Raw genomic sequence first — 15,692 nt, 5'->3', positions numbered from 1 at the left:
TCCATGTCACTTTGAGTGCCCACACAGATTGTCTGATAAATTGTTAAAGAGCAGTTGCAACGCGGCTTTCAGCTCACCGTTGCGAGGTCCCGTATAATACGTTTTCCTCATGCAGAGTCAAGCGCTTATTTTGCTTTTCTCTGTCGGTTTTCAGCATTGAACTTCATCGCCGAAACCCTGCTGACCCGGCGGCTTGCTTGCCGTTGTTCCGTGTCAGTGGAGGCGCATTATAGGGAGTTCTGAGACGTTGACAAGCCCTGTTTTCAAAAAATTATTCAACCGTCTCTTTTTTGTGCAAAACACCCTTAAAGCGGTAATTTTTCCAGCGTCGAGAAGCCATAGCGATGCAGAACGGGTAAAAGTTGTTCTGTTTCTGCCGTCAGCGCCATGCAGAATGCCTTATTCTCGTCACTGGACTTCGCATCCGGTGCTTCATGCTCCAACAGCCAGGCGGTGCGGCGGGCAATCGCCGCGCCAGAATCGATCAGTCGCGTGCCCTCCGGCAGAACGCGCTGCAGCTCCTCCTGTAAAAGAGGAAAGTGGGTACAGCCCAGCACCACCGTATCCGGCGGCTCCTGCATCCGCAGCCACGGGCGCAGGATACGGCGCAGCTCTTCTAACGGCACAGGCTCGCCGTGCAGTTTCGCTTCCGCCAGTTCCACCAGCTCCGCCGACCCCAGCATTTCAATCCGACATTCATTGGCAAAGCGGTCGATCAGCTCACGGGTGTAAGGACGCTTAACGGTACCGCGGGTCGCCAGCAGGCCAACAATGCCGTTCGCCGTTAAGCGGGCGGCGGGCTTAATCGCCGGCACCACGCCAACGACGGGGAAGGCGAACTTTTCACGCAGGGCGGGTAGCGAGACGGTACTGGCGGTGTTGCAGGCGATCACCGCCAGCGCCAGTGGATAGCGTTGCTGAACGGCAGTCACGATTTCCACAACGCGCTCAACGATAAACTCCTCGCTCTTCTCACCGTACGGGAAAGCGACGTTATCAAAAGCATAGATGTAATGCAGATTCGGCAGCAGCTGCCGAATCTCATTATAAACCGACAACCCACCGACGCCGGAATCAAACACCAGCACGGTGGGACGTGGATCAGAAGGTGTAGCTGCCAGACAAGGTGTATTCCCGTCCTGCAGATTGGTAGCCATAAACTGTCTCGTAATCTTTATCGAACAGGTTGGCTATTTTACCACGAACTGTCAGGTGTGAGGTGACGGGATACGATAAACCGACATCCCAGAGACTCAACCCACCCATATTGACGGTACGCGAGTTGTCGTAGTCATAATCGTAACGCTTGCCGATGTAGTGATACGTCACATCCCACCCCAGATCGTAGACCTGACCGTTCAGCTCGTATTTCACCTGCTGCTTCGCCCGGCGATAGAGGATCTTGTTGGTTTCGTCATCGCGAGGGTCAACATACTGCAGCGTCAGATGATGCTCCACCGGCCCGGTGGTGACATTCCCCGTCCACTCCAGCCCCTTGATCGTCGCAGACTTGACGTTGTAATAGGCGTTGTTGTCGTAATCGATGAGGTTCTGAATCTCATAGCGATACGCGGAGAGGCGCCAGTCGAGCGGCCCCGTTAACCCTTCGAGGCCCGCTTCCCATTGCTTCGACTCCTCGGGTTTCAGGTTCGGGTTAGAGGCGATGCCAAAGCGTTCTGCACCGTACTGCTGCCCGAGGGAGGGGGCGAGGAATCCTGTGCCGTACGAAAGCGTTGTCCGATAACCGTCGATAAACTCCCAGCCTGCCGCCGTCTGCCAGGTTCCGTGCCAGCCAAACTGCTCGTCATGATCCTCACGGCCGGAAGCTTCCAGCGTCACGCTATCAATCTGCTGCTGGCCCGTCAGATAGAGACCGGTGGTATCACGCTTATATACGTCGGTACTGGTCGTTCCGCTGGATTTCAGCTTCTCTTGTTTCCAGTCAACGCCGCCGCTCACCGCACCATGACCCACCACAACATTATTTCCCCACTGGATATAGCGCTGTTCCATATCATCCAGGGTAGTGCCCGCGGCATAGCGGCCAGCGTCGCTGCTGTAGTTGTAATCTTTGATACGCTGATAGTTAGCAATCAGCTGAGAGGAGTAAATCCCGGAGTGGTAGTGCAGACCGGTATCCCAGGACTGGGTATAAGACTGGTCTTCATCGTTTCCGCCTGCATAGCCCCAGTTGCCCTGGTCATAATCAGCGTTGGCGGAATAACCATAGCCGCGGAAAAAACCTGAGAAGTTGTCATCGAACTGATGTTGTACCCCGCCCCACAGCATTTTATTGCGGTAGCCGTCGCGATCGCTGTCGCCACTATAAGAGGAGTTTGGCTGAACGTTAAACCCTTTGGTGGTCTGATAGGCGCCGGCAGCGGTAACCAGCGTATCGCCAAACCGCTTGTTAAAGGCGCCATCGTAGGACTGATAGCCGTTCGTCCCTGCGCCGGCGTTAATTTGCGAACGCTCAGCGTCGGTCATGGTGATAATGTTCACCACCCCACCGATCGCTCCGGAGCCGTAGACTGCGGAGCGCGGCCCACGGATGTATTCCACCCGCTGGACCAGTGAGATAGGGATCTGACTGATATCCACGCCATTGGAGATCCCCGGACGCGCCATCGGCACACCGTCGATCAGCACCAGCACGTGGCGAGCCTCCGTCCCCCGAACATACAGCGAAGCGCTCTGCCCCATGCCGCCGTTGCGGGCAATATCGACCCCGGGAAGACGACGCATGACATCGTTTAAATCTTTGGATTGCCAGCGGTCGATGTCATCGCGCGTCACTATATCAGTCGGCGCCAGCACGGTATTGACCGGCTGTTGAAAACGGTTTGCTGTCACCACCAACGTATCTGAATTGCTATCCTGCGCCCAGCCGGAAAATGCCGTGACGGATAAGGCCGTCATCAGCGAAGCTTTTTTAATCATTGTAAAAGCATCCGAAACAGAAAAAGGATGCCGCAGGTTTTATCAGTTGCTCGCGACGATAAAACCCAGTGCGACGTATTCCGGCAGGTCTTCGGGCTTGGAGGCTGTTTCAAGAAATAATGACTTCCCACGGCTAACCGCAGTGTCTGCACCGAGTGCACTCATTTCTCACCTTCCTTACCGCTGCGCGTCAGCCCCAGATTTCCACTGGGTTCCCTTTTAACTCACAGGACCGGTAGGCGAATGCTACAATTAGAATCATATAGATGTCCAGACTGCTAATTATATTTCCCGCCACATTCGAGGCTGGACATCCCCGGCGCTTTCCCTACAATCCCCGCGTACTTATTTTATTCAGGATGCATCATGACCCCCGAACACCTTCCTACCGAACAATACGAAGCGCAGCTGGCAGAAAAAGTCGTCCGTTTGCAAACCATGATGGCGCCTTTTGCCGCGCCGGTTCCGGAAGTGTTTCGTTCGCCGGTCAGCCACTACCGGATGCGTGCCGAGTTCCGTCTGTGGCACGATGGCGACGATCTGTACCATATTATTTTCGATCAGCAGACCCGGTCGCGGATTCGCGTTGACAGCTTTCCGGCAGCCAGCGCGCTTATCAATCAGCTGATGACCGCCATGCTGGAGGGCGTACGCAACAATCCCGTGCTGCGCCATAAATTGTTCCAGATTGACTATCTGACCACCCTCAGCAACCAGGCGGTCGTCTCGCTGCTGTATCATAAAAAGCTGGATGATGCCTGGCGTGAGCAAGCGGAGGCGCTGCGTGACGCCCTGCGAGCCCAGGGACTCAATGTGCATCTAATTGGACGGGCGACCAAAACCAAAATCGAGCTCGATCAGGACTATATAGATGAACGCCTGCCGGTTGGCGGTCGAGAAATGATCTACCGTCAGGTGGAAAACAGTTTTACCCAGCCGAACGCGGCCATGAACATTCAGATGCTGGAGTGGGCGCTGGATGTCACCAAAGAGGCGACCGGTGACCTGCTGGAATTGTACTGCGGCAACGGTAACTTCTCGCTGGCGCTGGCACGTAATTTTGATCGCGTGCTGGCCACCGAAATCGCCAAACCGTCGGTGGCTGCGGCGCAGTACAACATCGCCGCTAACCATATCGACAACGTGCAGATTATCCGCATGGCGGCGGAAGAGTTTACTCAGGCGATGAATGGCGTGCGGGAGTTCAACCGTCTGCAGGGTATCGATCTGCAGAGCTATCAGTGCGAGACCATTTTCGTCGATCCGCCGCGCAGTGGACTGGACAGCGAAACGGAAAAAATGGTGCAGGCCTATCCGCGCATTCTGTACATTTCGTGCAACCCGGAAACGCTGTGCCGCAATCTGGAGACGTTAAGCCAGACGCACAACGTCACCCGACTGGCGCTGTTCGATCAGTTCCCGTACACCCATCACATGGAGTGCGGCGTCCTGCTGACCCTGAAATAGGCCAAAAAAAACCGGCAACGTCATATTGCCGGTATTTTACCGTTGGCGGCTTACTCGGCTGCCGTATCTTTGCGGTTACGCATCTTGTAACCGATCCAGAAGACCATCGCGACTGACAGGACGGCCGGGAAGAAGTTAGAGCCGATATCCGGATACTCCGCACGCACGACGGTGCTGTACAACAGCACCCCGAGAATAAAAAAGGCGGCGGCCAGGCCTGGAAGCCCAACGGGCATACTGCGATTCTGATAGCGCTGATGCAGACAGTAGACCGTCAGCAGCAGGGATAAAACCGGGAAGACGGAAAACGGAACTATCGAACTGAACAGCGCCGCAAAGGCGCCATTAATGGATAACCCGGCAATCAGCGCCAGCAGCAGCGTACCTTTATCTTGAACTGAGTGTTTCATTGCTCGTCCTTCACGTTATTCGGAATGATGTGACATTTTTTCTTGTTCACGGCGATACCAGTAATACGCGCCTTTCGAGATCATTCTGAGCTGCAGCACCAACCGTTCTTCCAGCTGTCGGCGCTGTTCAGGGCCGACATCCAGCGCTTCCGCGCCAGCACTAAAGACGATGGTGACCATAGCTTCAGCCTGCGCTTCGGTGAAGGCGCGCGGCATATGGTTTTCGAGTTCTAAATAGTCGGCGAGTTCCGCGATAAAGTGCTGGATCTCGCGCGCGACGGCGGCGCGAAACGCCGCAGAGGTTCCCGAGCGCTCTCGCAACAGCAAGCGGAAGGCGTTCGGGTTGTTACCGATAAACTCCATAAAGGTGGAGACCGAGGTACGGATCACGCTGCCGCCTTTAGCAATTCTCTGGCGCGCCTGGCGCATCAGCTGGCGCAGCATTAGTCCGCTCTCATCTACCATCGTCAGGCCTAACTCATCGACATCGCGAAAATGACGATAAAAGGACGTCGGCGCGATCCCAGCTTCCCGCGCCACTTCGCGCAAGCTCAGGCTGGCGAAACTCCGCTCAGCGCTAAGTTGGCTGAATGCTGCTTCCACCAGCGAACGGCGGGTTTTTTCTTTTTGTTGTGCTCTTACGCCCATCACGATGTATGAATCCTTCCAATAGCCCTGCTGGCACTATACCAGAGATTAAAACTAATCGGTTTGCACTGGATTGTGAATGATTGTTTACGAGCCGTTTCTGCTTTTATGCCGCAAAAAAGCACAACGATAATTGGGTTAAAGCGCAGCGAATGTTATCATCGTGTTTATTTTATGTATAAAACAGGTGAGTAATGCCATGTCACACTCTTGGGATTATGATGCAATAGTGATTGGTTCCGGTCCTGGCGGCGAAGGCGCCGCCATGGGGCTGGTGAAACAGGGAGTACGCGTTGCCGTCATTGAGCGCTACCATAATGTCGGCGGCGGTTGCACCCACTGGGGCACCATCCCGTCGAAAGCCCTCCGCCATGCCGTCAGCCGTATTATCGAGTTTAACCAAAACCCCCTCTACAGCGACCACTCCCGCCTTCTTCGCTCTTCTTTCGCCGACATCCTCAACCATGCCGACAGCGTCATCAACCAGCAGACTCATATGCGCCAGGGATTCTATGAGCGCAACCACTGTGAAATTCTGCAGGGCAACGCGCACTTCGTTGATGAACATACTCTGGCGCTGGAATGCCATGACGGCACGGTCGAGACGGTGACCGCGGAGAAATTCGTTATCGCCTGCGGGTCACGTCCCTATCATCCGGCCGATGTCGATTTCCACCACCCGCGCATCTATGACAGCGATTCGATTCTCAGCCTGCAGCATGAGCCGCGCCACGTGATCATTTACGGCGCCGGGGTGATCGGTTGCGAATATGCCTCGATCTTCCGCGGCATGGAGGTGAAGGTCGATCTGATCAACACCCGCGATCGTCTGCTGGCCTTCCTCGATCAGGAGATGTCAGACTCGCTCTCTTATCACTTCTGGAACAGCGGCGTGGTCATTCGCCACAACGAGGAGTATGAGAAAATTGAGGGGGTGGATGACGGTGTGATCATGCACCTGAAGTCCGGCAAAAAGCTGAAGGCCGATTGCCTGCTGTACGCCAACGGGCGCACCGGCAATACCGACACCCTGGCGCTGGAAAACATCGGTCTGCAGACTGACAGCCGCGGCCAGCTGAAGGTCAACAGCATGTACCAGACCGCCCTCCCGCACGTCTATGCGGTTGGCGATGTCATCGGCTATCCAAGCCTGGCTTCTGCCGCCTACGATCAAGGGCGCATTGCCGCCCAGGCGCTGGTGAAAGGCGAAGCCTCAGCGCATCTGATTGAAGATATCCCAACCGGGATCTACACCATTCCGGAAATCAGCTCCGTCGGGAAAACCGAGCAGCAGCTGACGGCAATGAAAGTGCCGTATGAGGTGGGTCGCGCCCAGTTTAAACACCTGGCGCGGGCGCAAATCGTTGGCATGAGCGTGGGAACCCTGAAGATCCTGTTCCATCGAGAGACCAAGGAGATCCTCGGCATTCACTGCTTTGGCGAACGCGCAGCCGAAATCATTCATATCGGCCAGGCGATCATGGAGCAGAAAGGTGGTGGTAACACCATTGAGTACTTCGTCAACACCACCTTTAACTACCCGACCATGGCGGAAGCGTATCGGGTCGCCGCGCTGAACGGCTTAAACCGCCTGTTTTAACGCCTTGTCGAAATGGCCATCCATCGTACCGCGGATGGCCTCCGCCAGATGTTCATAGCGGCTGCGCAGCGGGGAGCCGGGACGGTAAACCAGGCCGATGGTTCGTCTTGGCTCTGGCTTAATGCACGGCAGATAGACCACGCCATCGCGTTTTCTTTCCTGCGGTACCGCCAGCGCAGGCAGCAAGGTAATGCCGCTGCCTGCCGCCACCATATTGCGTAGCGTTTCCAGACTGGTCGCCCGGAAGTGGGTATCTTCATCCGCTCCCGCTTCAAAGCAAAAGCCCATCGCCTGATCGCGCAAGCAGTGGCCATCCTCCAGCATCAGCAGCTTTTCACCAGCCAGATCCGACATCGGCACGCGGTCGCGGTTCGCCCACGGGTGATCCTCATAGATAGCCAGCATCATCGGCTCATCAAACAGCGGCACCTCGATAAAGGCCTCGCTCTCTTTGACCAGCGCCAGAATGGCGCAGTCGAGCTTACCGCTGTCGAGCTGAGCCAGTAGCTGATGGGTCTGCGCTTCGTGCAGGTACATTTCCAGTTTCGGAAAGGTTTGGTGCAGCATCGGAATGATTTGCGGCAGCAGGTACGGGCCAATTGTCGGGATCAAGCCGATGTGCAACGGCCCGGACATGGTTTCCCCTTGTTGGCTTGCCATCTCCTTGAGCACTTTTACTTCGCGTAACACGGTACGCGCCTGATCCACCAGCAACAGCCCCGCCTGGGTAAACAGAACCTTACGGCTGGTGCGCTCCAGCAGCATGACGCCAAGTTCATCCTCGAGCTTGCGGATCTGTCCGCTGAGCGTCGGTTGGCTCACGTGGCATGAGTCAGCCGCCCGCCGGAAGTGGCGGTGTTCGGCGAGCGCTACCAGGTATTCAAGATCGCGAATATTCATTATTCATCCTCCATCGCCACGATAGTCCATGGCGATAGATAGCATAGCAACGAACGATTATCCCTATCAAGCTTTCTGTTCAATAATACGCCCATAGAGACGGTAAACCTGTGAAAATCATTGGCCCGTCACACTGTTTCTCTACCCGAACAACTAAAGCCAACGTGAACTTTTGCGGACCTTGTGTCCGCTTTTTTTTTGCATAAAAAACCCGGCGTCGTCAGGCTCGGCCGGGTTCAGAAAGGCGGATGCCAGAGAATTAGCTCAGGCGCGCTTTCGCGTCGCTGATAGCCTGCGCCACCTGCTGCGGCGAGACGCCGCCTTTCGCTGCGCGTTTATCGAGGCAGGACTGCAGAGACAGAATCGGATAAACATCGTCTGCGATGACCGGACTGAATTTCTGCAGATCGGCCAGGGGCAGCGCTTCCAGCGGTTTCCCTTGCGCAATGGCTTCGACTACCGCCTCACCAACAATATGGTGCGCTTCACGGAACGGAACGCCTTTCGCCACCAGATAATCTGCCAGCTCTGTCGCGTTGGCATAGCCCTGCTGCGCCGCTTCCGCACAGCGCGGACGTTTCACCTGGATGCCATCCAGCACCAGGGTCGCCATATGCAGGCAGTCGAGCCAGGTATCCAGGGCGTCGAAAAGCCCCTCTTTATCTTCCTGCATGTCTTTGTTGTAGGCCAGTGGCAGCCCTTTCAGCGTCATCATCATGCCGGTCAACGCACCCTGCACGCGGCCGCATTTACCACGAATCAATTCCAGCGCGTCCGGGTTTTTCTTCTGCGGCATCAGGGAGGAGCCGGAGGTCACGCGATCAGAAAGCTCGACGAAGTTCGCCTCGCCGGAGTTAAAGAAAATCAGATCTTCAGCAAAGCGCGACAGATGCACCATGCCAATAGACGCATCAGAAAGCAGCTCCAGAACATGGTCGCGATCGGAAACGCTGTCGAGGCTGTTGCGGGTGGCAGAGGCAAAGCCCAGCCAGCCGGCCAGCTGCTCGCGGTCGATTTCATACGCCGTCCCCGCCAGCGCGCCGCAGCCCAACGGGCTGACGTCAAGGCGCTTCAGCGCGTCCTGCAGGCGGCTTTCGTCACGCGCCAGCATTTCAACGTAGGCCAGACACCAGTGTGCGAACGTCACTGGCTGCGCGCGCTGCAGGTGAGTGTACCCCGGCATCACCGCGTCCTGGTTATGCTGGGCGGTCTCCACCAGCGCGCTCTGCAGCTGGCGATTCGCCGACAGCAGTTCGACAACGGTATCTTTGCACCACAGTTTAAGATCGGTGGCGACCTGGTCGTTACGGCTGCGCCCGGTGTGCAGTTTCTTGCCCAGCTGGCCCACTTTATCGATCAGCTTGCCTTCCACCCAGCTGTGAATATCTTCGGCATCGCTGGCGAGGATTTGCTGCGGATTGGCGCGCACCTCTTCCAGTAGCACGTTCAGCGCTTCTTCCAGCTGCTGCTGTTCCGCGGCACTCAGAACGCCGACCGTTACCAGCGCTTTCGACCAGGCGACAGAGCCAACGATATCCTGCTCCGCCAGACGATAGTCGAAGCGCAACGAGTCGTTGAACTGTTTGAACCGTTGATCTGCTGCCTGTGTAAAACGCCCGCCCCAAAGTGCCATAACATGCTTCCTTTATTCGTTAGTTCTGCCGGCGGCATTGTGCCGCCCGGCCTACAGTCTGTAAGCCCGGCAGACGACGCGCCGCCGGGCATGAAATCTTAAGCCAGAATACGTGTGCCGATCGGCGTGCCGTTAAATAACGCTGGCAGCTGCTCGGCGTGACGCCAGGAGGCGATATCCACCGGACGGCCCAGGGCACGTGCGGCGTCAAGGGCCGCATTCACTTTAACAATCATGCCGTCAGTGATAATGCCCTGCTCGATCAGCTGCTCCGCTTTCTCGGCGGTCATCTCGGCAATACGCTGTCCTTTACCGTCGAGGATACCGCTGACATCAGACAGCAGGATCAGATCCGCCCCCAGGGTGGCCGCCAGCGCTGTCGCCGCCTGGTCAGCATTGACGTTCATCAGCTGGCCTTCATCGGTCACCCCGATAGAGCTCACCACCGGCAGGTAACCGCCCGCCAACAGGGTGTTGATCAGCGCCGGGGAGCCCGGCTGCGCCAGCCCGACATGGCCCAGCTCGGCATCCAGCTGCGTGACCTTCACGCTATCGCCATCGCCGAGGAACAGGCCTACCGAGGAAATACCATGTTTTTTCGCCCATGCCAGCAGCGTTTTGTTGGCCGTTCCCGCCAGCGCGCCGGTAATAATGTCAATCTGATCGGCTGGCGTAACCCGCAGGCCATTTTTCTTCTGCACCGGCAGATTGAGCTGTTTCATCAGCTCATCCACCACACAGCCGCCGCCGTGGACAATAATCAGCGGACGCTGGTGCGCTTCACGGTAATTAACCAGCGCGGTAAACAGGCGCTCCAGCGCTTCTTCGCTATCGAGTAATACGCCGCCGAGTTTGATAATTAATGGGTTCATCATCACACCTTAAATAAGAGACTGCGTCTCAGCGAAGCCGAAACGAATATTCGCGCACTGCACTGCCTGCGCTGCGGCGCCTTTCAGCAGGTTATCTTCTGCTGCGACGACGATGAGATGGTCGTCCTGCACGGCAAAACCGATATCACAGAATGGCAGACCCTCGACGCTTTTCAATGCGGGTACGCCTTTATCATATAAACGTACCAGCGGTTTATCGGCGTAAGCCTGCTGGTAAACCGCTGCGATCTGCGCGTGGCCGACGCCCGGCTTCAGGCGGCAGGTAATGGTTTCAAGGATACCGCGCTTAAAATTACCCAGGTGCGGGGTAAAAATCACCTTTGCCCCGAGGTGGCTGGCAATCTCCGGCTGATGGCGATGGTTAAATATGCCGTATGGCTGCAGGCTCACTTCACAGAAACTATTGCCGATCGCGGCTTTACGACCCGCGCCGCTCACCCCGCTGGTGGCGTTGATCACCGGCCACTGGTTCAGATCCAGCAGATTGGCCTCAATCAGCGGCTTCAGCGACAGCTGCGCCGCCGTCGGATAGCAGCCAGGCACCGCGATTAACTGCGCTTCTTTAAGCGCATCCGCGCTCCACTCCGCCAGACCATACACCGCCTGTTTGAGCAGGTCGGGATGTTGATGAGTGAAACCGTAATATTTTTCGTAGAACGCCCCATCGTTAACGCGGAAGGCACCGGAAAGATCGAACACCACGCAGCCAGCGGCAAGGAACTGCGGCGCCAGGTCGTGACTCACTTCGTGCGCGGTGGCGAGAAACACCACGTCCACGCCAGCGCTGAATTCGCTGATATCGGACATCGGCTGCAGCGGCATATCGACAATGCCTTTGAGCTGCGGATGCAGGTCGGAAATTAATTTTCCAGCATCATTGCTTTGCGCGGAGACCGTCAAAGCGGTTATGTTCATATGCGGATGACGATTGATATAGGTCACCAGCTCTGCGCCGGCATAACCACTGGCACCCACAATCAGCGTATTTAACATTGGAAGCGCATCTCCTTACATTCGATGGGTTTTCTTACGCTCAACGATATTGTATTTTTATTCACAATAAATGCATGAATATTGATACTATCACGACCCAAGGTGTGTCAACAATGAAAAACAATTTACCGCCCTTTATCGAGATTTACCGCGCGTTGATCGCCACACCGTCCATCAGCGCGACCGAAGAGGCTCTCGATCAAAGCAATGAGTCTTTAATCAATTTGCTGGCAGGCTGGTTCCGCGATCTCGGCTTCAATGTTGAGGTACAGCCGGTGCCGGATACGCGCCATAAATTCAACCTGCTGGCCAGCACCGGACACGGCGCCGGCGGCCTGCTGCTCGCCGGGCATACCGATACCGTGCCATTCGATGATGGCCGCTGGACGCGGGATCCGTTCACCCTCACCGAACACGATAACAAGCTCTACGGCCTGGGCACGGCTGACATGAAAGGCTTCTTCGCCTTTATTCTCGACGCCCTGCGCGATGTCGACGTCACCACGCTGAAAAAACCGCTATATATTCTGGCCACCGCCGACGAAGAGACCAGCATGGCCGGCGCGCGCTATTTTGCCGAAACCACCCAGCTGCGCCCGGACTGCGCCATCATCGGCGAGCCCACCTCCCTGCAGCCGATCCGCGCCCACAAAGGACATATGTCCAACGCGATCCGTATTCAGGGCCAGTCCGGCCACTCCAGCGATCCGGCGCGCGGAGTCAACGCGATTGAGCTGATGCACGACGCCATCGGCCGCATTATGCAGCTGCGTGATCTGCTAAAAGAGCGCTACCACTTCGAGGCGTTCACGGTCCCTTACCCAACCCTCAACCTGGGCGCTATCCATGGCGGCGATGCCTCAAACCGTATCTGCGCCTGCTGTGAACTGCATATGGATATCCGCCCGCTGCCGGGGATGACCCTCAACGATCTTAATGGTCTGTTGGACGAAGCGCTGGCGCCCGTCAGTGAGCGCTGGCCGGGCCGCCTGACGGTCTCAGAGCTGCACCCGCCGATCCCCGGCTACGAATGCCCGCCGGACCATAAGCTGGTACAGGTGGTTGAGAAACTGCTCGGCGCGCAGACCGACGTGGTGAACTACTGCACCGAAGCGCCGTTTATCCAGACGCTGTGTCCGACGCTGGTTCTCGGCCCGGGTTCCATCAATCAGGCCCATCAGCCTGACGAGTATCTGGAGACGCGCTTTATCAAGCCGACCCGGGAGCTGATTAGCCAGGTGGTTCATCACTTCTGCTGGCACTAAAATCGCCCTCTTTTTCCGCCCCGTTCTCCCGGGGCGGAACGGTGACGATCGTCACATTTCCATAAGCGATGCTTATCCAGCGACCCCTGAATTAAATTTCGCAAATTACGGCGATTTACTCGTTTGCTGAAGCGATTTCGCAGTAATTGACGTGGGGGTATTTACGTGGCTTTATAAAAGACGGGTTGCTTATCCGTTGCTCACGTTCCAGCGCAGCGGATATAACAAAATAAAATGAGATGGGGTGTCTGGGGTAACATGAACGAACAATATTCCGCATTGCGTAGTAATGTCAGTATGCTCGGCAAGGTGCTGGGCGATACCATCAAGGATGCATTGGGAGAAAATATTCTTGATCGTGTCGAAACTATCCGTAAGTTGTCCAAGTCTTCACGTGCCGGCAACGAAGCCAACCGCCAGGAGCTGCTGACCACGCTGCAGAATTTGTCTAACGACGAACTGCTGCCGGTTGCCCGTGCCTTCAGCCAGTTTCTGAATTTGGCGAACACCGCTGAGCAGTACCACAGCATTTCGCCGAATGGCGAAGCGGCCAGCAATCCGGAAGTCATTGCGCGTACCCTGAGAAAGCTCAAAGACCAACCCAATCTCAACGAAGACACCATCAAAAAAGCGGTGGAATCTCTGTCTCTGGAGCTGGTATTAACCGCCCACCCGACCGAGATCACCCGCCGGACGCTGATCCATAAAATGGTGGAAGTGAACAGCTGCCTCAAGCAACTGGACAATAAAGACATCGCCGACTACGAACACCATCAGCTGATGCGCCGTCTGCGCCAGCTGATCGCCCAGTCCTGGCATACTGACGAGATCCGTAAATACCGCCCGTCTCCGGTCGACGAAGCCAAATGGGGCTTCGCGGTGGTGGAAAACAGCCTGTGGGAAGGGGTGCCTAACTATCTGCGCGAGCTGAACGAACAGCTGGAAGCCAACCTTGGCTATCAGTTGCCGGTGGACTTCGTCCCGGTGCGCTTCACCTCGTGGATGGGCGGCGACCGCGACGGCAACCCAAACGTGACCGCCGACATCACCCGCCACGTGCTGCTGCTCAGCCGCTGGAAAGCGACCGACCTGTTCCTCAAAGACGTGCAGGTGCTGATCTCCGAGCTGTCGATGGTGGAGTGTACCGACGAGCTGCGCGCCCTGGCTGGCGCCGAGGGCGCTCAGGAACCGTACCGTTATCTGATGAAGAAACTGCGCACTCAGCTGATGGAGACCCAGACCTGGCTGGAAGCGCGCCTGAAAGGTCAGAAGCTGCCGAAACCGGCGGGACTGATCACTCAGAACGAGCAGCTGTGGGAGCCGCTGTACGCCTGCTATAAGTCGCTGCAGGCCTGCGGCATGGGCATTATCGCCAACGGCGAGCTGCTCGATACCCTGCGCCGCGTGAAGTCTTTCGGCGTACCGCTGGTGCGTATTGATATCCGTCAGGAAAGCACTCGCCATACCGAAGCGCTGGGGGAAATGACCCGTTACCTCGGGATCGGCGATTACGAAAGCTGGTCAGAAGCTGACAAACAGGCTTTCCTGATCCGCGAACTGAATTCCAAACGTCCGCTGCTGCCACGCCAGTGGGAGCCAAGCGAAGAGACCCGTGAAGTCCTCGACACCTGCAAAGTGATCGCCGAGGCGCCGCGCGGATCGATCGCCGCCTACGTGATCTCGATGGCGAAAACGCCGTCCGACGTGCTGGCGGTTCATCTGCTGCTGAAAGAGGCCGGGATTGGTTTTGCTCTGCCGGTGGCCCCGCTGTTCGAAACGCTGGACGACCTGAACAACGCCAACGATGTCATGACTCAGCTGCTGAATATCGACTGGTACCGCGGCTTTATCCAGGGCAAGCAGATGGTCATGATTGGCTATTCTGACTCCGCCAAAGATGCTGGCGTGATGGCCGCCTCCTGGGCGCAGTACCAGGCGCAGGACGCGCTGATCAAAACCTGTGAGAAAGCCGGTATCGAACTGACGCTGTTCCACGGACGCGGCGGTTCCATCGGCCGCGGCGGTGCGCCAGCCCACGCTGCGCTCCTCTCACAGCCGCCGGGAAGCCTGAAAGGCGGTCTGCGCGTGACCGAGCAGGGCGAGATGATCCGCTTTAAGTACGGCCTGCCGGAAGTGACCATCAGCAGTCTGTCGCTGTATACCAGCGCCATTCTGGAAGCCAACCTGCTGCCGCCGCCGGAACCGAAAGCCGAATGGCGCGAGATCATGGCTGAGCTTTCCGACGTCTCCTGCAAGATGTACCGCGGCTACGTGCGTGAAAACAAAGATTTCGTCCCTTATTTCCGCTCCGCGACCCCGGAGCAGGAGCTGGGCAAACTGCCGCTGGGTTCGCGCCCGGCAAAACGTCGCCCAACCGGCGGCGTCGAGTCACTGCGCGCTATTCCGTGGATCTTCGCCTGGACGCAGAACCGTCTGATGCTACCAGCCTGGCTGGGTGCTGGCGCCGCGCTGCAGAAGGTGGTCGAAGGTGGAAAACAGAGTGAACTGGAAGCAATGTGTCGCGACTGGCCGTTCTTCTCTACCCGCCTCGGCATGCTGGAGATGGTTTACTCGAAGGCTGACCTGTGGCTGGCAGAGTACTACGATCAGCGCCTGGTGAAGCCGGAGCTGTGGGCGCTGGGTACCGAGCTGCGTAAGCTGCTGGCTGCCGACATCAACGTCGTGTTGGCCATCGCCAACGACTCCCATCTGATGGCCGACCTGCCGTGGATCGCCGAGTCTATCCAGCTGCGTAATATCTATACCGACCCGCTGAACGTCCTGCAGGCGGAACTGCTGCACCGTTCACGCCAGGCCGAAGAAGCAGGCAAGGACCCGGACCCGCGCGTTGAACAAGCGCTGATGGTCACCATCGCCGGCGTTGCCGCCGGTATGCGTAACACCGGCTAATCGAAGTCTCTCTCCCCCGGCCGCCCGGTCGGG

Annotated in this window: 12 protein-coding genes and 1 riboswitch; of the genes, 4 read left to right on the top strand and 8 right to left on the bottom strand. The window is 57.0% G+C overall.

From position 1 onward, the window contains the following. Nucleotides 1–305: 305 nt before the first annotated feature. Together murI and btuB are read right to left on the bottom strand one after the other, a co-directional pair. On the bottom strand, nucleotides 306–1,157 hold the full coding sequence (murI, locus tag CWM61_RS25050; protein ID WP_023291541.1) for a glutamate racemase: 852 nt from the start codon (nucleotides 1,155–1,157) through the stop codon (nucleotides 306–308). After that, complete coding sequence (btuB, locus tag CWM61_RS25045; RefSeq protein ID WP_012969208.1) at nucleotides 1,102–2,940, bottom strand: TonB-dependent vitamin B12 receptor BtuB; 1,839 nt, start codon at nucleotides 2,938–2,940, stop codon at nucleotides 1,102–1,104. The genes murI and btuB overlap by 56 nt, the downstream gene beginning before the upstream one ends. Before the next feature lie 64 nt (nucleotides 2,941–3,004). Then, a riboswitch (cobalamin riboswitch) is annotated at nucleotides 3,005–3,192 on the bottom strand. A gap of 114 nt (nucleotides 3,193–3,306) precedes the next feature. Between btuB and trmA the strand changes: the two genes are divergently transcribed. Continuing rightward, complete coding sequence (gene trmA / locus CWM61_RS25040) at nucleotides 3,307–4,407, top strand: tRNA (uridine(54)-C5)-methyltransferase TrmA (RefSeq protein ID WP_074387439.1); 1,101 nt, start codon at nucleotides 3,307–3,309, stop codon at nucleotides 4,405–4,407. 50 nt (nucleotides 4,408–4,457) lie between these two features. Here trmA and CWM61_RS25035 read toward each other — a convergent pair whose 3' ends face one another. Together CWM61_RS25035 and fabR are read right to left on the bottom strand one after the other, a co-directional pair. Then, the gene (locus CWM61_RS25035) at nucleotides 4,458–4,817 is read right to left on the bottom strand and encodes a YijD family membrane protein (RefSeq protein ID WP_061156223.1); all 360 of its coding nucleotides are present in this window, start codon (nucleotides 4,815–4,817) and stop codon (nucleotides 4,458–4,460) included. A 15-nt stretch (nucleotides 4,818–4,832) separates the two neighbouring features. Further along, the gene (gene fabR / locus CWM61_RS25030) at nucleotides 4,833–5,468 is read right to left on the bottom strand and encodes an HTH-type transcriptional repressor FabR (RefSeq protein ID WP_004151856.1); all 636 of its coding nucleotides are present in this window, start codon (nucleotides 5,466–5,468) and stop codon (nucleotides 4,833–4,835) included. Between the two features lie 196 nt (nucleotides 5,469–5,664). On the opposite strand from fabR, the gene sthA reads away from it, so the two are divergent. After that, nucleotides 5,665–7,065 carry a Si-specific NAD(P)(+) transhydrogenase gene (sthA, locus tag CWM61_RS25025; protein WP_032731557.1) on the top strand — a complete coding sequence of 467 codons (1,401 nt, stop codon included), beginning with the start codon at nucleotides 5,665–5,667 and terminating at the stop codon, nucleotides 7,063–7,065. On the opposite strand, the gene oxyR is transcribed toward sthA, so the two are convergent. From oxyR to argC, 4 genes are all read right to left on the bottom strand, one after another. Next, entirely contained in the window at nucleotides 7,048–7,965 is a 918-nt protein-coding gene (gene oxyR, locus CWM61_RS25020) for a DNA-binding transcriptional regulator OxyR (protein ID WP_008807853.1), read from the bottom strand. The two genes, sthA and oxyR, sit on opposite strands and share 18 nt — an antisense overlap. Nucleotides 7,966–8,224: 259 nt before the next feature. Next, nucleotides 8,225–9,598 (bottom strand): argininosuccinate lyase, encoded by a 1,374-nt coding sequence (gene argH, locus CWM61_RS25010; RefSeq protein WP_023340882.1) that lies wholly within the window; start codon nucleotides 9,596–9,598, stop codon nucleotides 8,225–8,227. Between the two features lie 98 nt (nucleotides 9,599–9,696). Further along, entirely contained in the window at nucleotides 9,697–10,473 is a 777-nt protein-coding gene (gene argB / locus CWM61_RS25000; RefSeq protein WP_100632133.1) for an acetylglutamate kinase, read from the bottom strand. Nucleotides 10,474–10,479: 6 nt separating this feature from the next. Next, on the bottom strand, nucleotides 10,480–11,484 hold the full coding sequence (gene argC / locus CWM61_RS24995) for an N-acetyl-gamma-glutamyl-phosphate reductase (protein WP_022064625.1): 1,005 nt from the start codon (nucleotides 11,482–11,484) through the stop codon (nucleotides 10,480–10,482). Between the two features lie 113 nt (nucleotides 11,485–11,597). Here argC and argE point away from each other — a divergent pair, with 113 nt between their 5' ends. Further along, on the top strand, nucleotides 11,598–12,749 hold the full coding sequence (gene argE / locus CWM61_RS24990) for an acetylornithine deacetylase (RefSeq protein WP_100632132.1): 1,152 nt from the start codon (nucleotides 11,598–11,600) through the stop codon (nucleotides 12,747–12,749). 258 nt (nucleotides 12,750–13,007) lie between these two features. Continuing rightward, nucleotides 13,008–15,659 carry a phosphoenolpyruvate carboxylase gene (gene ppc, locus CWM61_RS24985; protein ID WP_074387440.1) on the top strand — a complete coding sequence of 884 codons (2,652 nt, stop codon included), beginning with the start codon at nucleotides 13,008–13,010 and terminating at the stop codon, nucleotides 15,657–15,659. The last annotated feature ends 33 nt before the right edge of the window (nucleotides 15,660–15,692 follow it).

This window comes from Klebsiella sp. K-Nf6, from assembly GCF_002806655.1.
GTDB lineage: Bacteria > Pseudomonadota > Gammaproteobacteria > Enterobacterales > Enterobacteriaceae > Klebsiella > Klebsiella variicola.
The sequence above is the reverse complement of the archived record's forward strand: the minus strand, read 5'-3'. Positions and strand labels throughout refer to the sequence as shown.